This is a genomic window from Aureimonas sp. AU20, from assembly GCF_001442755.1.
Taxonomy (GTDB): domain Bacteria; phylum Pseudomonadota; class Alphaproteobacteria; order Rhizobiales; family Rhizobiaceae; genus Aureimonas.
Genome location: NZ_CP006368.1, coordinates 385295 through 405344 on the forward strand (window position 1 = coordinate 385295; position 20050 = coordinate 405344).

Consider the following 20050-nt stretch of genomic DNA (forward strand, 5'->3'; position numbering starts at 1 on the left):
TCCATGGACGCGGAGGAAGAGCGCAGGCTGACCGAGTTGGCGCGAGGCCTGACGCGCGACCGGGAGCTGGCGAGCGGCCTGTCCCTGCCTTTCGTCACCCGCCTTCTCGATCTCGCGCTCCTGGAACTGGCCATGGTCTGGCACGGAAAGGAGCGCGGGCCGGGCTCGTCAGCCAAGGGCCAGGGCCCGCTCGAGGATTTCCTTCAGCTCAAGCTCCGCGTCGCCCTTCTGGAGCGAGACGCCGGAGCGCATTACCGAAGATCGTGAGGCAAGCCATCTTGGACATTCCCCATTCCACCGGCAAGACATGGGACCTCGCCGACGCCTCGTTCTCCGAGCCGAGCGAGCAGCAGTTCCTCGCCGCCTATCTCGCCGACCTGCTGCCGGCGGCCGCGCGGCATTCCGACGACGCGGTATCGCTTCTGAAGCGCGCGGTGGAAGCGCTCGATCCGCTGGTCGATCTGCCGGATATCACCTTCGGACGCCAGGCCCGGCACGGCGCCTCGCCCGTCGCGGCGCTCGCCTTCGCCGTCCGGGACCTGACGCCCGGCACGGGACCCCATCTCTGGGTCTCGATGGCCATCGAGATCCTGAAGGGGCATCGTCTGGAGGCGCTTGGCACGAGTTGAGCGCCGATCCGGCGACGGTCGGCCAGATCAGCTTTTGACGGATGTCAGCGCGTCCACCAGATCGGAAATCGACCGACGCAGATGTGGGTCGAGTAGGCCGATCTTCTGGGCGATCACCAGCGAGGAAAGATCGGCCGTTTGGGCGCCCGATCCTGCGTCTGTTTCCTCATCCGGAAAGAAGTCGCTGATTCGCACGTTGAGGACGCGCGCAATGCGCGCCAGCATTGAGGCCGAGACGCGATTCGTGCCGCTCTCGTATTTCTGCACCTGCTGGTAGGTGACGCCGACCTTCGACGCCAGCATGTCCAGCGACATCCGACGCGCCTTGCGAAGTGCGCGCACTTGCCGCCCGACGCTCACGTCGATGCTGTCGGGTTGCTCCTTGGGCACGCCCACCATATGATATTCCCACGCTCGGTCCGCAGGCAGCTATAGGCGCACGCGCACAAACGCTCAAGGCCGACCGGTCTCTTGAGGTAAACACCGGCACGCCCACGAGACTTCGGATTCTCACCCGTCCCCAAACCGTGATGCCCGTACGGCCAAACGGTCGCAGAAGCCGACAAATATACCCTATCTCTTGTCGTTTTCCGGCAGCCCGGCGAAGCGCCGTGCCGCTTGCCTGATCGCTGGGTTCGCGCCTCGTCCTGCACGAGGGCCATCGTCCGCCGAATCAGTTGGGCATCTTCAGGCCGAGCGCCGCCGTAATGGCCGGGTCGAGCGCGCGCGTCGTGTCGTCCATCACCCCCATTCCGTCGAAGAGATTCCAGAAGGCCCAGGGAAAGTCATGCGCTTCGGCGCTTTCGCGGACATCCCTGACATAGCGGGCGCGGTCCGGCGCGGCGGCGGCGGTGTAGTGCGCGTCCGTGCGCAGGGCGCCGAACTCGCCGAGCATCACTTGGCCGGGCGGGATGGCGTGTCGCCGCGCCCAACTGGCCGCCATATCGAGATAATGGTCGATATAGGGACGGCCCGGATCGGCCTCGAAATACTGCCGGAGAAGCCGGACCGTCTCCTCGTAGGCGGCCTCCGCCTCGACCCTGGGGCGGGTCGTATCCTGCGCCATGCGGGCGCGCACCGCCCGCAGCGTTGCGTCGAGCGAGCCTTCGCGCGCTGGCCAGGGCACGGCGTTGAGCGCGCGGTAGACCGGCTCACGCATCCAGGGCGCGCCCTGATGGCTGAACAGATAGGGCTCGTAGAAGTGAAAGGTGAAAAGCACCGGCCCTTGCGCCAGGAGCGGGGCGGGGTCGAGCGTTTCGAGCCCCATGATCATGCCGCCGCAGGCGCCGGTCGCCACCAGCGTCAGATCCCTCGCCTGCCCCCGCGCCGCCTCGAACAGGCGCCGCTGCATCCCCTGCCAAGCTTCGGCTCCGCAGGCCTGGGGCGGTTCGTTGACGGGCTCGAGCGCGACGCGCTGCGGGTCGAAGCTGGCGAGCCGATGCGCCACTTCGCCCGCGAAGGCGACATAGGCGGAAAACCCTGGCGCATCCGGCCCCGCGATCAGCCGGTCCTGGTTCCAGTAATGGGTCGCGCCGTTGACCTGAAGGTTGACGACGAGCTTCAGACCGCAATCGAGCGTCAGCGCGACCGCGTCCGCCAACATGTCCAGAAGCGCGCTTCGCTCAATGGGCGTGCCGGCGAGAAAGGGGCCGGGATCGACCGGCAGGCGAAGGAAGTCCAACCCCGCTGCGCGCAGGCGCAGGAGATCGGCACGGGTCGGCACCGGCCGCCCAGTCTGGAAGGGCGGCGAGCCGTAGTCCGTGCGCGGCGCGGGATATTCGCGCGTCAGCGAGAACCAAGGAAAGGCGTTGACGCCGCGCGAGAGCGTGAGCGGCTGGGGTCTTCGATTTGCCTCGGCCGCCGCCGGGGCGCCTGCCAGAAGGGCAGCGGAGGCCGCGAGCCCGCCTTGCAGGACGCGGCGGCGGGTCGGGCGCGGGTTCACCGCCAAACCCGGATCATGTCAGGACGCCCAGCGGCTGGGACGCTGCGGGATAGCCCGAAAAGCTCGCGAACTCCCGCTCGTAGGCCGAGAGAATATCGTCGAGGCGGAAGGCCGAACGGGCGCGCTCGCGCGCGGCTGTCCGGGCGCGGGCCACCAGGGCGTCGTCGGCGAGCACGGCCTCGATCGCCGCTTCGCAGCCACCCCGATCGCTGAAATAGGTGGCGGCCTCTCCGGCGGTCCAGCGGTTGAAGACGTTGTCATGGGCGATGCAGGCGTTACCCGCCGCCAGCGACTCCACAAGGGAAGGGTTCGTGCCGCCGACCGTGTGCCCGTGGACATAGGCCCGCGCATGGTAGCGCAGCGCGGCGACGACCGCGCCGTCATAGATCGCGCCGGGGAAGACCACTTCGTCGCTCGCAGCCTTCAGCAGGCGGTCGTGATAGGCAAGACCGCGCTGCAAGGTGCCGAGAACCACGAGCTTGGCGCCGCGCCGTCGGCGCGAGAAGGCCTCGACGATGGTGTGGATGTTGTTGTCGGGCTCGATCCGGGCGATCGAGACGAGATAGGTGCCGGGCACCAAAGCCAGATCACGCACCGGCCCTTCCGGCTGCGGCGGCACCTCGTTTGCGCCATAGGCGATGGTCGCGATATGCCGGCGCGGGCGCCGGGTGGCCAGATGATCCGCGATCGCCGGGTGGTCGGCGATCAGGCGATGGGACGACCAAGCCGCGATCCATTCGTTGACCCAGAACCAGGCCTTGATGGCCGGCCCCCACTTGGCCCGCCGCCATTCCATCCCGTCCATATTGGTCAGGACCGTCTTGCCGCGAAGGCGCAGATAGGGAAGGAACAGTCCGCTATTGTAACCGAGAACGAGACAGAGGCCCTCCTCCGCGCCCGCGTGGCGCACGGATTTCCAGTCGAATTCGAGGGTCGATTTCGGGCCGGTCGAGGCGATCTGGATGTGAACCAGCTCCACCCCGCGCCAGATGTCGGTTCTCAAGCCCTCGGTCACCTCGGAGACGTCGTGCTGACAATAGACCACGACCCTCCATCCCCTCGCCACGAGAAAGAGCGAAAGCTGTTCGGCGAAGGTCTCGAACCCACCGTGGGCTGCGGGCACCCCTCGGGTGCCCAGAATGCGCAGAATGGGGCTCATTTCGTCCGGCATGAGGGCCTTGCTTTCTGTGGTCCCGATTTCGTCTGGCGGAAGGTTCGTCTGGTGGAAGGGTTGAAGGGGGAGCGTTCACGAAACGGGCCGAGCGCGATTGGGCATCGCGCTCCACTTTATCGGCTTGATCGTTCGCCGCAACGCTCGCGTGTGAGAGTGCGAGCGAGATCCATCTAACCGTGCGCCGGCGCAGGCCGAAGCGCCAGCAGCGAGCGGCGGACCAGCTGGTTGCGCCCGCGCCGCAGCCGCCAGACCATGCTCTCCCCGACGCTCACCTGCCGGGCGTACCAGCTGACGCGCATGCCGACCCGGTCGGTTTCCACCTTCACCGGGTCGCGGTAATAGCTGCCGATCTTGTCGACGCCCATGCCTGGCGTCGCGAACCAGGCGGGGATGTGGACGTTGCACAGGCGCTCCACGTCGGTCATCACGCGGCTGATGCCGACGCCCGGCACGGGGCAGGTCGTGCAGAACGCATCTCCCACCAAGACGAGGCCCGGCTGCTTGTAGCCCTCGCTGACGCTGAGATCGACCGGCCGCACCGAGACGGGACCGGCCAGCTCGAAACCTCCGCAAAGGCTCTCGATTTCGGGCATGAGTTCGCGGAGCATCGCCTGCGGCTCCGCGCGGAAGCGCTTCACGAACGGGTCCGACATGTCGCGATAGGTGAAGAAATTCGCCCGCATCGTGTCGCCGATCGGGAAGAAGGTGAGGTAGGCGTAGCGCTCCTCGAACCGCTTGCTGTAGTAGTTCAGCGTGCCGAAGCCGTAATCCTTGGCCTGCCCCGCCAGATCGAAGCCGAAGGCCAGCGAATGGCCCCGCGAGGTGACGGTCCGTTTGACGCCCGCCATGCGCCGCACGGCTTCTCCCAGCCCGGTCGAGATGACGACGAGCCGCGCGTCGATCTCGGTTCCATCGGCCAGTCGCAGCCGCCGCCCTTCGGCCAGGGGCTCGATCTCCGTGACCTTGCCCGTGACGCAGAGCACTTCCTTCGGCACGGCGCGACGCAGCGTGTTGACGAGCTGGGCATAGGAAAAGCCGAATTCGGGAATGTCCTTGCGGGCATAGAGCCGCCCCAGCCGGTAGACCTGATTGTCGAGCATCGGCGTCAGGGCGGGCCGGGCGATCCCGTCGAGACCCAGCTTCTCGAACAGGGCGAGATGGAGGAGGCCCATCTTCTCCGCCCGAAACTCCTCGGGATGCTCGGCATTCGCGTCCACCAGGACGACCTTATACCCAAGCGCCGCTAGGCGCAGCGCACTCGCCGTTCCCGCCAGCCCCGCGCCGATGATCGCCACATCCACCAACGCGCGCGCCCCCGCCGGTCCGGGGCGATCGAGAGGTTCGAGGGAGTGCGGAGAGGACATGGGCTCGGGCTTTCGTGGGGCGGCCAAGATCAGGACCAGCGCGGCGCGGTGCCGGACCCGTCGATGAATTCGAACGGGCCGGCGCGGTTCAGACTATGCAGGCGACGGCCCGGCCAGCGCGGGCCGGGGGTGAGGATCGTCTCCACGGACTGCTCGAAGCCCTGCCCGTCGAGGCGGAGAACCTTGGCAAGCCCGAGTGCCGCACCATAGCCGCGACGGCAATCCTGCACCGGGCGCCACAGCGTGCCGTCCCGCCAGACCATGCGCCCGGCGGGCCGGGCCGAGGCGATGTCGACGAGAACGGGATTGGCGGGATGGGCCGTCCAGGGGCCGCGAAAATCCGGCGCCGACCAGAGATGAAGCGCGTCCGAGAAGGCGCCGCCCCCGTCGCGCACGGTCGCGAACAGCCAGAAGGCGCCGTCCTTCTCCGCCAAGGTCGCGTCGCTCGCCGAGAGGCCGGACACGAGCACGGCTTCGCGCACCCATCCCCCTGGAAAGGCGGTGGCGCGAAACAGCTCGATCGTTCCACGCTGGTTGGTCTCGGGGATCATCCACATCTGCCCCTCGCGCTCGAAGACGAAGGGATAGGACAGGTGACAGTCCTGCTCCATGACCGGCACGGGCGTACCGAGCGGCCCATCGGGGCCGAACGCCACGGCGGAGATCAGCCCCTTGCCGAGCGCGTGGACGTAATCCTCCACGAAGAGCGTGAGGCCGCCCGCCGTCTCGATCGGAAACGGATCGGCATAGAAGCGCTTCCCGTCGTCCGGCAGATCGGTCCATCCGGTCTCGGGATGGGCCTTGAGATCGAACAGGTCACCGCCCTCGATCCGCCGCCAGCCGACGCGCCAATGGGGCGTGCGATAGCAGAGCCGATAGATGCGCCGAAGCACCGCGCTTGCCGCCGTTCGCAGGGCGCGTTGCGCCAGCGGGCGCCCGGCACCCACGATCGCTCGCGGCGCCTCGTCGGGCAGGCGCGGCAGCGCGCCCGGCCCGCCTTTTTCCACGCAGGCGACGATTAAGGTGACCGTGCGGGCCAAAACGTCCTCGAACGTGGCGAGCGCGACGCCGGGATATTCCGTGCCGAGGCGTCCTTGAGCGAGCGAACGCCCGTCCTCGATCAACTCGGCCAGAATGGTCTCGTCGGCGAGGATGGCCGAAAGGAGCCCAATCTCGCCGGCGGCGCCGTTGAAGGCCAGCCGCCAAAGGCGCGAACCCTCGGGCGCCGCTCCGCCCCAAAGGTCGATGTCGAGATCGGGCGGCGTCGGCTCGGGTGCGGGGAAAACCGGCCGCTCCGCCGGGCCGAGGCGCGCCGACAGGCGCGGCGCGGGCAGGCCATGCACCACGGATTCCAGCCGGAACAGGGCTTCGATGCCATCCGGCGCGCGAGAGGGAGCATCGGAAAGGGCCAGCCGAACGGTGCAGGACGGCAAGGCTGCGAGACGCTCCAGCAGCAGGACATGCCACCGGCGGAGGTCGGTCTCGTTCACATGCACGACGATCCGCACGCGGCGTCACTCCTCTATGTCCGACAAGTGGTGGGTTTCCCGAACGGAGCCTCCGGTCCCGGCACCACGCGGCCCCACACCGAACGCTAGAGAAAACGGGTTAAAGGATCGCCTTTTGCTTCGTTCAGCTTGCAGATACTTCACCCCTTTTCCTGCGTGGGGCCCGTCACCGTCCGCTGCCGCCTGACGGATCGTAGGTGCGGCTGGCATAGGCGGCGGCCGGTCGCGCAGGCCCACGGGTTCCGGGTGGATGACGTGGAGGCGACGCGGGGCGACCCGACTCCGGCGATTGCGCGCTCGAACTTGAGCGGTAGAGGCAAAGCAGGATCACGGCGAACTTCGCCATCAGCGTCGTCTTCGAGGCGAGGCTTTCGGAGGCGTTGACGAGGATCAGCCATGCGATCATCGGCAGCCAGCTTCCCGCCCGGCCGCGCGCCAGCTCCATCATGAACAGCGTGAAGCCGATCAGCATGAGGAGCATGAACAGAGCGCCCTGGTAGAGCATCATGCGGATGATCGGGTTCTCGATACCCCATTCCAGGCCGGAAATGCGCCTGACGCTTTCCAGAAGCTCGACATCGGGCCCCAGCAGAAGATCGGGCAGTGAGAAATGGTCGAACAGGCCGAACATCTCGACGCGCGCATTCGCGCTGCCGCCGTCCGACACGAAGCGCCCGGCCAGTTCGTCGAAGAAACCTCCGGTCGCCAGAACGGCCAGCGCGACGGGGGCGAGCGAGGCGGCGAACAGCAGCCCGGCGGCGGCCACCAGATGCACGCGCCGGCGGCGGATCGCGGCAAGGCTGCGCCAGGAGCCGTAGCAGAGGCCGAGCGCCACGACGATGACGATCGCCGTGCGCCCCCCGAACGCCACCAGCGCCGCGAGCTGAAGCAGGATCAGCCCAAGGCGCAGCGGCGCCGAGAGCTGCCGCGATCCGCTCATGAGCGCCAGAACGTAGCAGGCCGTCAACGTCGCGTTGGCCAGCGGGTGGCCCTGGAGGGCGGAAGATCGAAGGTCCGTCGGGAAGGTCTCGCCATCGAAGCGATAGGGAAAGACCAGGATCTTGGTGGCGAACTCGAAGAGCGCCAGCAGCGCGTTCACCGTCATCACGCCGTGGACCAGCGCCTCGATCCCCCTTCGCAGGGGCTCGTCGGTTTCCGCCAGAATTAGAACGAGCAGCCCCGCGCCCAGGAACGTATCGACGAGACCGGCCATGTTCGGCCGTCCGCGCAGGACGACGGAGACGAGCGCCCCGATCGAGATCAGCACCATGAGAAGAGTCGCCGGCCTTCGCCCGCCCACGAAGGCGAGATAGCCGATCGGATTGCCGAAGGCGCAGGCGCGCCAGACCAGAAGCAGGATCGTGAGATAGGTCGCGGGATGCAGCTTGGTCAGCGCGCTCCCCATCAGCCCGTCGTAATTGTACCCGGCATACCAAAGAAGGCCGCCCGACAGGCTGAAAAGCGCCAGGACGGTGCCGAGAATGCCGACGCGCGACACGCGGTCGAGGCGCGGCACGCCGGCCATCGTACCCGCCCGGGGGGCCGCGTGTCTGTCGCTGACGAGGGAGGAGCCGCGCAAGGCCCGGCGCTCAGCGGCCGGGGCCGACGAGCAGCGCGCCGGTCAAGCTCCGACCCATCACGCCGGCGGCCGTCGCCTGCGCACGGATCGCCTCGATCGGCGTCGCCCGCAGCCGGGCGACGAGCAGGATGTCCCCCGCTGTGGCGACGAGCGCCGCCGCGCGTAGATTGGCGGTGAGGTCACCCGCATCCACCACGACGAGATCGAAACTGTCGGCCGCGTCGGCCCAGAGCCGTTCGGTGAAGCGCAGCGCGTCCCGCTCCTTCAGGACCGCGCGGTCGCCGCCCATGGCCATGTAGCGGATCGTGTCGCCGTAGCAGTCCTGAACGGCGTTCGACAGGCGGGTTTCGCCCGACAGGACGTCGATCAGGCCGGCGGGCGCCTGCGCGCGGCTGTGCAGGAGATCGGCGTCGATCATCAGGACACGGTCCCCGCGCGAGGCGGCAGCGGCGGCGAGTTCCGTCGCGACATGCGTGCGCGCCACCGCGTCGCCCGCCGCCGAGCAGAGCAGCACGACGGCCACGGGCGAGCGGCCATCGCGGCGCGCGCCGGACAGGCGGCGCAGGACGAGGCCGAGCAGGCCCGCGAGGTTTCGCGCCCCGCGCCCGGAGCGATGCGAGCGACGGCTCCGGGCGAGCGAGCCCGGCAGAACGGCGAGCACCGGCGCCCCGGCCGCGCCGCGCACCTGCCGCTCCGACAGGGCCGTGGGCGAGGCGTATTCCACCACCAGCGCAAGCGCGGCGCCAAGGCCGAGCCCGCCGAAGAACCCTGCGACCGCGAGAAGCGGCGTCGCCGGTCCCTTCCTGTCGACCGGGACGATCGCCCGACTGATGACGCGCGAATTGGTGCTGTCGATATTGGCCTGCTCGCGCACCTCCTGGCTGCGCTTGAGATAGTTGGCGTAAATCTCGCGCACCGCCTCGCGGTCCCGCTCCAGCTCGCGCAGCCGCACCTGGACCTGATCGGTCACCCGCGTCTGGCCTTCCAACGCCGTCTGGCGGGACTCCAGCTCCTTTTCGGCTGCCACCGCCCAGTCGTAGTCGGCCGAGGCGGAGGTGGCGATCCGGTCGAGCTCGGTCTTGATCTGCCGTTCGAGGCCCACCTTCTGCGCGCGGGCCGACTGCAGCGCGGGGTGGCGCGCTCCGAACTGGATGGTCATGTCGGAGATCTTCTGGTCCAGCGCGGCTTCCCGGTCCCGCAGGCTGGAGATGACGGTGGATCGAAGGACCTCGGCGGTGGAATCCAGCGCCTTGCCCGAAGCCCGTACGGCCTGGATCTGCTCCACCCGCGCCTTCTGATAGGCGGTCAGGTTTCGCGCGTTGGCGAGCTGCGTGTTGATGTTGGTCAGCGCCTGATCCGATACGAGCACGCCGCCGCTCATGAGGAGATTGTTTTCCGAGCGGTAGCGCTCCACCGCGTCTTCCGCCTCCTGCACGGCGCGGCGCTGCTCGGCAAGGCGCGAGGTCAGGGCGTCGGCCGCCCGGCGCGAGGACTGGGCGCGGGCCTCGCTCTGATCGGCGAGGTAGGAATCCGCGACGAGATTGGCGAGCCTCGCGGCCTCGGCCGGTTGCTCGGCCGTCACCGTCACGTCGATCACCAGAACCTTGTCGGCGCGCTTGACCGACAGATTGCGGCGCAGCCTGTCCAGCACCCGCGCCGTCGCCTCGTCCGCGCTCGGCTCGGCCGCCGGCGCGCGGCCGAGAAGGCGGGATTTGAGGCGCGTCAGAAGGCCCGGCCGGTTGAAGGCGGGGTCCTCGGTGAGCTTGCCCGCCTCGATCGCGCGCAGCAGCACCGAGTTGGACTGCACCACTGCGACCTGACTTTCCACCTGCGTGATGCCGCCATCGGGCGAGATTTCGCTGGGGTTGATGGCGTTGCTGACGATCTGTTGGTCGCGCGGGTCGATGATGATCTCGGCGGTCGCGCTGTAGAGCGGCGGCGCCGCGAGGCCGTAGACGAGCGCCAGCAACGCTAGAAGCAGCGCCGTCCCGAGGATCAGGGCCCGGCGATGGACGAGGATCCCCTTCAACTCGCCGAGTTCCACGGTGGATTCGTCGTGGTCGGGTGGGCCTTCCCTATCGTTACCAGAAAGTTGAGCCCAGCCGCCCATGATCCACCCGCGCCGTTCACACAATCTGCACTGGTCACACTTACAGTCCGAATGGCTAAAATTCTGACACTCGTTGTCTTCCGACGTTAAATCTTGGCTTCCGGCTCGGGCAAGCGACGGTGGACAAGCGCCAGGCACAGGATCGCCGGGCGCGGGGGCAAAGGGCCATGCGGCTTTCCTGCATTCATCAAGGCTACGAGCTCTACGGGTCCGACCGGAGCTTCATCGAGAGCGCGCGCGCCATCCGCGCCGCCTTCCCCGAGGCGGAAATCGAAATCGTCATCCCGCGCGAAGGCCCCCTGGCCGAGGCGCTGCGGGCCGATGGCCTGTTCCCCACGATCGAGCCGCTCTGGGTCCTGCGTCGCCATTCCCTCGCCCGGCTTGTGGTCACGGCCGCCATCGACCTGCCGCTCGCGCTGTGGCGCGCCTTCCGGCGGATGCGGCGCGCGGACCTCGTCTATGTCAACACGGCCGTCGTGTTCGACCACACGCTGGTCGCCCGCCTGTTCCGCGCCAAGACGATCATTCATGTCCACGAGATTCCCGAAGGCGGCGCGCTGCGGGTCCTGCGCGCGCTTCTGCGCTGGAGCCGCGCGGAGATCGTGTTCAACTCGCAGGCGACGAAACGCACCTATCCCGGCCTCGCCGGCCAGCGCAGCCATGTCATCTACAACGGTGTGGCGCTCGAGGCCGAGCCGCAGCCGGTGAAGGCCGTGGCGGGCGGCCCGCTTCACATTCTCATGCTCGGCCGCATCAATCGCATCAAGGGCCAGGAGGTGCTGCTCGACGCGCTCGCCCTCCTGCCGCCCGCCTCGCGCGAGCGCTTGTCGGTGCGCATCGTCGGCAGTGCCTTCGAAACGCGCGAGCCCGAGATCGAGCTGGAACGGCGCATCGCGGCGGCCGGGCTCGGTCCCGTGGTTCGGCTTCTCCCCTTCCAGCCCGATCCGGCCGAGCATTTCCGCTGGGCCGATATCGTCGTCGTGCCCTCGCGCCTGCCGGAATCGCTCGGCCGCGTGGCGATCGAGGCGCAGGCCTATGGCCGGCCCCCCATCGTCTCCGACATCGGGGGCCTCGGCGAAGTGGTGGAGGACGGGCGCACCGGCTGGCTCGTGCCACCAGGAAATGCCGCCGCGCTCGCCGCGCGCATCGAAGCGATACTTGCCGATCCAGCACTGCTCGCCGGCTTCGCCGAGGCCGGGCGCGCGCGGTTCGAACGCCTCTTCTCGCAGTCGACGGCCGCCGACGCGCTGACGGGGGTGCTGCGCGCCAATCTCGCGCGTAGCAACAGGCCAGCCCCGCGCACGGGGCGGGAGCGGAGCGCGTCATGAGGCGCGCTCTTCCTCTTCTTCGCCGGCTTCTGGTGATGGTCGGCGGCGAGGCGATGCAGAGCGCCTTCCATTTCGCGCTGAACATCCTGTTGATGCACCGCCTGTCGGCCGAGAACTACGGTCTTTTCGCGCTTGCCATGGTCATCAGCGGTGTGGCGATCAGCTATGTCCGCTCGCTCACCGCCGTTCCCGCCAGCATCTGGATCGGGCGGCAGAACGGGCGCCATCGCGCCCATGCCTATGATGTCAGCTTCGCGTCGGGCGCCTTCGTCCTGTCGGTCGGCATCAGCCTCCTGACCGTTCTCCTGATGGTCGCATGGAAGGCCACGGAGATCCTGTCGGTCGGCGTGTTCGTTCTCTTCTGGTCGTTCCGCAGCCATCTGCGCACCAGCAACTTCGCCTTGGGTCGGCCGGGTTTGGTGGCGCTCAGCGATCTCGGCTTCACGCTTTCCAGCGTCGCGGCGATCGCCCTCGTGATCTGGCGCGGGGGCGACCTGCTGCACGAGACCTTTCTGGCGATGGCGGCCACCAACGCGCTCGGCGTCGCGGTCATGCTCTTCGGTATGCGGCGGCCGATCCGCTTCACGCTGCGCGCCAGCATGCGCAGGCGCTGGCTCGGCCTATGGCGCTCCGTGCGCTGGTCGGCCGTGAGCGCGACGACCACGACCCTGCAGGGGCAGGCCATGGCGCTTCTGGTGGCGAGCTTCGCGGGCCCCGCCGCCTACGCCCCCATTGCGGCGGTGCTGGTCTTCTTCACACCGCTGCGCATCGTGGCGACCGCCATTGCCAACATGGTGCAGCCCGAGATCGCGCGGCTCGTCGGGCGGGACGACGCGGCGATCCGGCGGCTGATGGGGCTGTGGACGCTCGGCCTCGGGCTCGTCGGCCTCTGCTATGGCGCGTTCGTCCTCGCAGCCCTCCCCTACCTGAAATCCGACGTGCTCGCCGGGACCGACGGCTGGCTCATCGGCCTGTTTTCCTGGGCGATCTTCTTCACCATGATGCTCTACGTCATGCCCCGCATCACCCTGGAAGCCTTCGGCGATTTTGGCACCGTCGCCACGACGACAGGTGTCGCCGCCTTGTTCGGTGTCGGCGCCATCGTGCTCCTCCTGTTTCTGGCGCCGCCGGACTGGGTTCTGGCCGGAGCGGCTGCCTCGGAAGTCCTGGTTGCGATCCTGTCCTGGGTCGCGATCGGCCGGCGGCTCGCGCCGCGCGAGGCTGGCTCGCTGAGTCCTCGCCTTTTCTCGGGGCGATCGAATGGATAAGCCCGTCTGCGAGCCTCGCGCCTCGCTCCGTCCCCGCGCGCGCCTGCATGAGGGTCTGGAGTCCGTGCGCGATCTCTGGCTCGCATTCGAGACGCAAGGCGCCTGCAACGCCCATCAGCGCTATGGCTGGATGGCACTCGTCGTTGAGCGCCTGCTCTCGTTGGAGCGCGCCGAGGTCCTTGTCGTGGAACTCGATGACGAGGCGACCGGCGAGCCGATCCTGCTTCTGCCGCTGGCGCGCCGCCGCAAGGCGGGGCTGGTCGAGATCGTTCCCTTGAGCGCGGGGGTCTGCGACTACACCGCGCCCATCCTCGCCCGGCCCGTGGTGTATACGCCGGAGGAGGCGTTCCGCATCTGGCAGGCGATCCGCGCCGTGCTGCCGCGCGCCGACCGGATTCGCCTAGATTCCATCCCGCATGAAATCCGGCCCGGACTACCGAACCCGCTGGCTCTCCTCGATTTCGTGGAGCCGTCGGCGCTTTCGGTGTCCGGCGTCGCTCTTGCGGGGCCGGAGGAGACGCTTCTGGAGCGCACCTTCCGGCCGTCCTTCGTCAAGCAGATCCGCAAAACGGGCCGGCGGCTGGAGCGGATGGGCGAGGTCGCCTTCATGGAAGCCAAGACCACGGCCGAGGTGGAGGAGATGATGGAGGCGCTCCTACGCCTTCGTCTCGACCGGTTCCGCAAGCTCGGCCGCTTCGACATCCTGGCCAGCCTGCCCTATTCCGACTTCTATCTCGAAGCGGCGCGGCAGGGCTTGGCGGGGGGCGCGGCGCGGGTTCTCGGCCTCAAGCTCGACGGCGATTGGCTGTCTCTTCTTCTCGTGCTGCGCGATCGCACGGTCGCTCACGGCATCCTGATCGCCATCGACGAGGAGCGCGCGAACAACACCGCGCCCGGCCTGTTCGCGATCACGCAGGCTGTCCTCCACGCCTGCCGCGAGGGCGTGACCTATTTCGACTTCTCCGTTGGCGCCCAGGGTTACAAGCAGAGCATGGGCACGGAAGGCCGTCCGCTTTATCGGCTGGAAGAGACCCACTCGCTTCGCGGCCGTGCAATGGCCCTGGCCGATCGAGGCCTCGAGGAGCTTCGAGCGCGGCTGAAGCGGCAGGATGCGCTCTATGCCCGCCTGCGTGCGGCACGCGGCAAGCTTCGCCGTTTGGCCCATCGCCTGAAGCGCGGCGTTGGAAGCAGTGGCGACGAAGCATAGCTCCGAGGTGAAGCGAGCGATGCGCCGCTCTCGCCCCTTTCGACGACAATCCGAAAGCATCGCTGGGGCCAAATCGGTCGCGGGCGACCGGATCGCACGCCTGATTGACCCGCGCCGGCATTCTTGGCAGGGATGACCTCCCTTCGACAGACCATGAGCCCGTGCATGAGCGACGTGTCCTCGATCCATCCCCTATCCCGCGAACGACACAAGGGGATCGGCTGGCGGCGGTTCGGGGATTATCGCTTCGCCGCCGGCGTCAGCTTCGCGCCCCTGGCCGACGCCGAACTCGCCAAGGCCGTGCTCCATCTGCCGCTCGGCTTCGTGCATCAGGACGGGCGCTGGCAGTTCGTGGCGCTGCTCGGCCTTCTGCCGGGGCGCAATCTCTTCGTGGCGCCGGACGGGCGCTGGCTGGCGGGCTACGTTCCCGCGCATCTGCGCTCGTATCCGTTCCGCATAGGCCGGGCCGAGGGCAGCGCGGACGCCGTGTTCTGCGTGGACGAAAGCAGCGGGCTGCTGGTGCAGGGCGGCGGCGAGGCGCTATTCGATCCATCGGGCGAGCTCAGCCAAGCTGCCGGCGGCGTCTGGTCCTTCATGCTGGAGGTCGCCAAGGGCGAGGCCCGCCTGTCGGCCGCCTGCGATCGGCTGGCGGAAGCCGGGCTCATCGAGGCCTGGCCCCTGTCGGTGCGGGACGGCGAGGCGACGAAACAGGTCGACGGCCTGTTCCGCATCAACGAGGCGCGGCTGAACGAGTTGGACGACGCGGCTTTCACAGCCGTGCGCCGCACCGGCGCCCTCCCCGTCGCCTATGCGCAGATGTTCTCCATGGGCCATTTCGAGAAGCTCGGCGAACTTACCGAGGCCCATGCGCAGGTCGCCGCTTCGGCCGAAGCCGCCCATGCCGCGCGGCGCGCGAGCGAATCCCGCGAAGGCCCGAATTTCACCCTCGGCAACAATCTCGACATCGATTGGTCCAAGGTCACGCTCTGAACTCAGCCTACTGAAAGTCGAAGGCGGAGACGCCGCGCGCCATCTCGTCCAGCCCTAGCGGGCGGGTCAGCGGCGGCTCGGCCCGCGCGATGCAGGCGACGCGCTCGCAGGAGCGGCAGGCGGGGCCGATCGGAACGCCCGCCGTCTCGCCACCGGCGGCCGACGCTGGCAGGCGGTCGGCATAGACAATCTCGCTGCGCCGCTCGAACTCGCAGCCGAGCAGGAGCGCTGTGCGCCTCGGCCGTTCGTCGAAACCGGCGGCCAGCCCCTCCAATGTCCTTGCCAGGGTGAGAAAGCGCGCGCCGTCGGGCATCTCGACCGCTTCGAACAGGATTTCTCCCGGCCGCGCGAAGGCGGCATAGGAGACGAGCTTGGGACAGGCCCCGCCGAAGCGCAGAAGCGGAAAGCCCGCCGCGCCTAAGCGGCGCAGCCGGTGGCCGGCATGGTCGATCTCCAGGAGAAAGAAGGGCACCCCCGCCTCGCCCGGCCGCGCCAGCGTCGTCAGGCGCTCGGCCGCCTGCCCGAAGGACACGCGAAAGCGCGCGGCGAGCACGGCGATGTCGTAGCGCGCGCTCGCCGCCGCGCGCGCGAAGGCGCTGTAGGGCATGGCGAGCGCATGGGCGGCGTAGCGGCCGATCTCGAACCGCGCGAGCCGCCGCGCCTCGTCGCTGGATAGGGCAAGATCGGCGATCTCCGCTGTGATGGCCTTGTCCATGCGCAGCAGCGCCGCCTCCAGCGCCACTTCGTGCAACTGGTCGAAGGGCGACAGTCGCTCCGACAGGAAGAGCCGCTGCGAATGGCGGTCGTAGCGCCGGCGCCAGACCGGCATGGCGGAGGCCGGTAGAACGCGCACGGCGATCCCATGCTCGGCGCGCAGCCAGGTCTTCAACGCGGCGAGAAGATCCTCCGATGGCCCCAGCGCGCGCGCGAACTCCTCCGCCTCCGCCTCGATCGCCGCGAAGTGATGGGGCCGGCGCTCCAGCGTCTCGCGCATTTCGTCGGCCGGCAGACGCGCGCCGGCCAGAAGCGAGGCCCGCCCCTCACGCGCCAGCAGTTCGCCGAGATCGGACAGGCGCTCGGCTTGTTCGCGATAGGCCTGGTGCAGCTTGAGGATGGCCCGCGCGGCATTGGGCGCGGACGCCGCCAGATCGGCGATCTCGCCTTCGCCCGCCAACTCGCCCGAGATCAGCGGATCGGCGAAGGCCTGGCGCAGGGCCGGCAGGAGGCCGCCTTCCTCTCCGAACTCCTCGGCCTCGATCCGGTAGACCGAAGAGAGCTTCAGGAGAAGCTGCACGGTGAGCGGGCGCTGGTTGCGCTCGATCAGATTGAGATAGGAGGGCGAGATGCCGAGCTCGCTCGCCATGGCCGTCTGGCTCAGGGCCTTGGACAGGCGAAGGCGGCGGATGCGTGGCCCCGCGAAGATCTTCTGCTCGGCCATCCGTCACAATCCTTGACCAATCCACCGAGAGAAAGTTGGTCAAGATTTTGACAGTTTGACAAGGCAGGCTGGTCACAGCTGGTACAGGTTTGCCCGATTATTCCCTGCTAAAGGTCGGTTTCGTTCGACCCGCAGCGCGATTTTGACAAAACTCAACCCATCGGCGCCTGACGAAGGTCAGTTGCCAGAAGCGATCGGGAGAGTGTCATGACCGACTTTCACAAGCTTGTTCCCAGTGCCCCGCGCGGGCGCTTCGACGGCATCCATCGACCCTACGGGCCCGAGGATGTGGAGCGGCTGCGCGGCTCGATCGAGATCCGCTACAGCCTGGCCGAGCGCGGAGCCACACGCCTCTGGGAGCTTCTGCACCGCGACGATTTCGTCAACGCGCTGGGCGCCGTCACCGGCAACCAGGCCATGCAGATGGTCCGCGCCGGGCTGAAGGCGATCTACCTCTCGGGCTGGCAGGTCGCGGCCGACGCCAACACGGCGTCCGCCATGTATCCCGACCAATCGCTCTATCCCGCCAATGCCGCGCCCGAACTCTGCCGGCGCATCAACCGGACGCTGCAGCGTGCCGACCAGATCGAACATGCCGAGGGCGAGGGCCTGTCGGTCGAGAGCTGGTTCGCGCCGATCGTGGCGGATGCCGAGGCAGGGTTCGGCGGCCCGCTCAACGCCTTCGAGATCATGAAGGCCTTTATCGAGGCGGGCGCCTCGGGCGTTCATTTCGAGGATCAGCTCGCGTCGGAAAAGAAATGCGGCCATCTCGGCGGCAAGGTTCTGATCCCCACCATGGCCCATATCCGCAACCTCAACGCCGCGCGTCTGGCCGCCGACGTCATGGGCGTGCCGACACTGGTGATCGCCCGCACCGACGCCGAAGCCGCCAAGCTGCTGACCTCCGATATCGACGAGCGCGACCGGCCCTTCGTGGACTATGACAAGGGCCGCACGGCGGAAGGGTTCTTCCAGGTTAAGAACGGGCTGGAGCCCTGCATCGCGCGCGCCGTCGCCTATGCGCCGCACGCCGATCTCATCTGGTGCGAGACCTCGAAGCCCGATCTCGATCAGGCCCGACGCTTCGCCGAAGGGGTGCACAAGGTCTATCCCGGCAAGCTGCTCGCCTACAATTGCTCGCCCTCGTTCAACTGGCGGCGGCATCTGGACGAAGCGACGATCGCCAAGTTCCAGCGCGAGTTGGGCGCGATGGGCTACAAGTTCCAGTTCATCACGCTCGCCGGCTTCCACCAGCTGAACCACGGCATGTTCCAACTGGCGCGCGGCTACCGCGACCGGCAGATGGCCGCCTATAGCGAGTTGCAGGAGGCCGAGTTCGCCGCCGAGGCCGATGGCTACACCGCGACGCGCCACCAGCGCGAGGTTGGCACCGGCTATTTCGACGCCGTGGCGCTGGCGATCGGCGGCGGCGCCTCCTCCACCACGGCCATGGGCGAATCCACCGAGCACGGCCAGTTCCAGCGCCAGGCCGCCGAATAATACAGCCCTCTCGATTTCCAAGAACGGAGCGACATCATGTTCATTCTGCACGGCACCGACGATCGCACGCCGGCCATCGCTGTCGAGACCAGCCGCCCGCGCACCCGCGTCCGCGAGCGGGCCGAGGAACAGGCCACCGCGCTGACCGAGGCGCAGCAAGCCTCGATCCGCACGCTCGCCAACGAGTTGCATCGCCTCAACCACGCCGTCATGGAGGCGGTCGAGGCCGGCGTCAGCGTCGAGTTCGTCCGCGCCTCGCGCCACCACGGCGGGGACGGAACGTTCGGCGACCTGATGACCCCGCGCATCACCAGCGCCGGTTGACCCTCGCCTGGCCACATTATCGCAAGGGCCGCGCCTCGATGGGGCGCGGCCCTTGCCTCGTTGCCCAAGCGGGCCGCCGGGAGAGCCTAGCGAGCGCGCTGCGCAGGCTCGATCCACACGCCGGGGGTGAAGGTTGAGCGCGCCGCTCTAGTTCTGGCCCGTCGGCCGCCATGTGTCGGCGCGTAAGGGGCGCGTTTCCGCATCGGGCGCGGCTCGTCAGTTCGGGAGGAATGATGCTGAAAACCGAAGAACGGAGTGTCGGCTCTGCCGCCGACCTGTTCCCCACCCGCATCCACGGTCGGCCCGAAATCCGCGAACTGCCGCCCGCGCCCGCCGACACGAGGCGCCTGATCGGCCCCGGCATCGTCGCCGCCGGCGTCGGGCTCTCGTCGGGCGAGTTCATTCTCTATCCCTATATCGCAAGCCAGGTCGGCATGGCCTTCGTCTGGGCCGCCCTGCTCGGCGTCATGACGCAGTTCTTCCTGAACATGGAGATCGAGCGCTACACGTTGGCGACCGGCGAAACCGTGCTCACCGGCTTCAGCCGGTTCTGGCGCCATTGGGGTCTCGTCTTCGCCGTTCTCGCCTATTTCGCCAATCTCTGGCCGGGCTGGGCGACGAGCTCGGCGACGCTTCTGTCCTATATCGTCGGCGGCGAGCCGCGCTGGATCGCCATCGCGCTTCTGGTCGTGATCGGGCTGATCCTGACGCTCGCGCCCGTGGTCTACGTGATGCTGGAGCGGCTGCAGATGGTGAAGATCGCCGCGGTCGGCGTCCTCATCCTCATCGCCGGCTTCTTCGTCATCACCGCCGAGGATTGGGCCGCGCTACCGCAGATCGTGACCACCGCCACGATCCCGTCGAAGGAACTCGGCTTCGCGCTGCTTCTGGGTGCGCTTGCGTTTGCGGGCGCGGGCGGCGGCCAGAATCTCTGCCAGTCCAACTGGATTCGCGACAAGGGCTTCGGCATGGGCTCCTACGTGCCGCGCATCACCAGCCCCGTCACCGGGCAGCCGGAGGCGGCGCCCTCCACCGGCTTCGTCTTTGAGCCGACACCGGAGAACATGGCGCGGTGGAACCGCTGGTGGCGCTTCGCCAACTGGGAGCAGATGCTGACCTTCGTGCTGATCACCTTCATCACGATCACCTTCACCTCGCTTCTCGCCTATTCCACGGTCTACGGGGAGCAGGGCCTCGCCAATTCGGTGGCTTTCGTGCAGCGCGAGGGGCAGGTTCTGGCCGAGCGCGTCGGCGGCTGGTTCGGCGCCCTGTTCTGGTTCATCGGCGCCTTCTCGCTGTTCGGCGCGGCAACCGGCATCGTCGACTATACCAGCCGTCTGGCGGCCGACGTCCTGCGCACCTCCTACCTCAAGAACGCCAATGAGAGCCGACTTTATTTCTGGCTGGTCTGGGGCCTCGTCCTGGTCGGCATCGTGGTGCTCTTGGGCGGCCTGACGCAGCCTTTGGTGCTCCTCGTCATCTCGGCCTGCGTCGGCGGACTGATGATGTTCCTCTACGCCTTCCTCCTGATTGTCCTGAACCGCAAGGTGCTGGTGCCCGAGATCCGGCCTGGCGCCTTCCGCGTCTCAATGCTCGTCTGGGCCTTCCTCCTGTTCGGCGGCCTGTCGATCCTGACGATCCTTCAGCAGCTGCCCAAGCTCTGGGGCGCGAGCTGACGAGACCTGCCGG

Annotated in this window: 17 protein-coding genes; 9 read left to right on the forward strand and 8 right to left on the reverse strand. The window is 68.1% G+C overall.

The genetic code is table 11. The features are described 5' to 3' along the window. Window positions 1-3: 3 nt before the first annotated feature. Together M673_RS18685 and M673_RS18690 are read left to right on the forward strand one after the other, a co-directional pair. The gene (locus M673_RS18685) at window positions 4-267 is read left to right on the forward strand and encodes a hypothetical protein (protein WP_061978206.1); all 264 of its coding nucleotides are present in this window, start codon (window positions 4-6) and stop codon (window positions 265-267) included. Window positions 268-278: 11 nt separating this feature from the next. Further along, window positions 279-629, forward strand: a complete 351-nt coding sequence (locus tag M673_RS18690; protein WP_062215161.1) for a hypothetical protein — start codon at window positions 279-281, stop codon at window positions 627-629. A 27-nt stretch (window positions 630-656) separates the two neighbouring features. Here M673_RS18690 and M673_RS18695 read toward each other — a convergent pair whose 3' ends face one another. From M673_RS18695 to M673_RS18725, 7 genes are all read right to left on the reverse strand, one after another. Further along, window positions 657-1028 carry a helix-turn-helix domain-containing protein gene (locus M673_RS18695; protein ID WP_061978208.1) on the reverse strand — a complete coding sequence of 124 codons (372 nt, stop codon included), beginning with the start codon at window positions 1026-1028 and terminating at the stop codon, window positions 657-659. 274 nt (window positions 1029-1302) lie between these two features. After that, a complete protein-coding gene (locus tag M673_RS18700) occupies window positions 1303-2571 on the reverse strand; it encodes a glycoside hydrolase family 5 protein (protein ID WP_082639876.1) in 1269 nt (422 codons plus the stop codon). Window positions 2572-2584: 13 nt separating this feature from the next. Further along, a complete protein-coding gene (locus tag M673_RS18705; protein ID WP_061978209.1) occupies window positions 2585-3742 on the reverse strand; it encodes a DUF1972 domain-containing protein in 1158 nt (385 codons plus the stop codon). A 173-nt stretch (window positions 3743-3915) separates the two neighbouring features. Continuing rightward, on the reverse strand, window positions 3916-5109 hold the full coding sequence (locus M673_RS18710; RefSeq protein ID WP_061978210.1) for an FAD-dependent oxidoreductase: 1194 nt from the start codon (window positions 5107-5109) through the stop codon (window positions 3916-3918). A 29-nt stretch (window positions 5110-5138) separates the two neighbouring features. After that, the gene (locus M673_RS18715) at window positions 5139-6617 is read right to left on the reverse strand and encodes a glucosamine inositolphosphorylceramide transferase family protein (protein ID WP_061978211.1); all 1479 of its coding nucleotides are present in this window, start codon (window positions 6615-6617) and stop codon (window positions 5139-5141) included. Window positions 6618-6783: 166 nt separating this feature from the next. Then, on the reverse strand, window positions 6784-8142 hold the full coding sequence (locus M673_RS18720; protein ID WP_187301342.1) for a VpsF family polysaccharide biosynthesis protein: 1359 nt from the start codon (window positions 8140-8142) through the stop codon (window positions 6784-6786). A gap of 64 nt (window positions 8143-8206) precedes the next feature. After that, entirely contained in the window at window positions 8207-10240 is a 2034-nt protein-coding gene (locus M673_RS18725; protein WP_244493137.1) for a GumC family protein, read from the reverse strand. 233 nt (window positions 10241-10473) lie between these two features. Here M673_RS18725 and M673_RS18730 point away from each other — a divergent pair, with 233 nt between their 5' ends. From M673_RS18730 to M673_RS18745, 4 genes are all read left to right on the forward strand, one after another. Then, window positions 10474-11634, forward strand: a complete 1161-nt coding sequence (locus M673_RS18730; RefSeq protein ID WP_061978213.1) for a glycosyltransferase family 4 protein — start codon at window positions 10474-10476, stop codon at window positions 11632-11634. Further along, window positions 11631-12902: a hypothetical protein gene (locus tag M673_RS18735; protein ID WP_061978214.1), complete on the forward strand. Its 1272-nt coding sequence runs from the start codon at window positions 11631-11633 to the stop codon at window positions 12900-12902. Before M673_RS18730 ends, M673_RS18735 begins: the two co-directional genes overlap by 4 nt. Further along, on the forward strand, window positions 12895-14109 hold the full coding sequence (locus M673_RS18740; RefSeq protein WP_061978215.1) for a GNAT family N-acetyltransferase: 1215 nt from the start codon (window positions 12895-12897) through the stop codon (window positions 14107-14109). Before M673_RS18735 ends, M673_RS18740 begins: the two co-directional genes overlap by 8 nt. Window positions 14110-14274: 165 nt before the next feature. Further along, window positions 14275-15099, forward strand: a complete 825-nt coding sequence (locus M673_RS18745; RefSeq protein ID WP_061978216.1) for a SapC family protein — start codon at window positions 14275-14277, stop codon at window positions 15097-15099. Between the two features lie 7 nt (window positions 15100-15106). Here the strand turns inward: M673_RS18745 and M673_RS18750 are convergent, their stop codons facing one another. Next, window positions 15107-16537 (reverse strand): helix-turn-helix domain-containing protein, encoded by a 1431-nt coding sequence (locus M673_RS18750; RefSeq protein WP_061978217.1) that lies wholly within the window; start codon window positions 16535-16537, stop codon window positions 15107-15109. Between the two features lie 207 nt (window positions 16538-16744). Here M673_RS18750 and aceA point away from each other — a divergent pair, with 207 nt between their 5' ends. The 3 genes from aceA (at window position 16745) to M673_RS18765 (ending at window position 20037) form a co-directional block, all read left to right on the forward strand. Further along, window positions 16745-18037: an isocitrate lyase gene (gene aceA, locus M673_RS18755; RefSeq protein ID WP_061978218.1), complete on the forward strand. Its 1293-nt coding sequence runs from the start codon at window positions 16745-16747 to the stop codon at window positions 18035-18037. Between the two features lie 36 nt (window positions 18038-18073). Then, on the forward strand, window positions 18074-18361 hold the full coding sequence (locus tag M673_RS18760; protein ID WP_148640185.1) for an SMc00767 family acetate metabolism repressor: 288 nt from the start codon (window positions 18074-18076) through the stop codon (window positions 18359-18361). Window positions 18362-18594: 233 nt separating this feature from the next. Beyond that, the gene (locus M673_RS18765) at window positions 18595-20037 is read left to right on the forward strand and encodes an Nramp family divalent metal transporter (RefSeq protein ID WP_061978313.1); all 1443 of its coding nucleotides are present in this window, start codon (window positions 18595-18597) and stop codon (window positions 20035-20037) included. Window positions 20038-20050 lie beyond the last annotated feature (13 nt).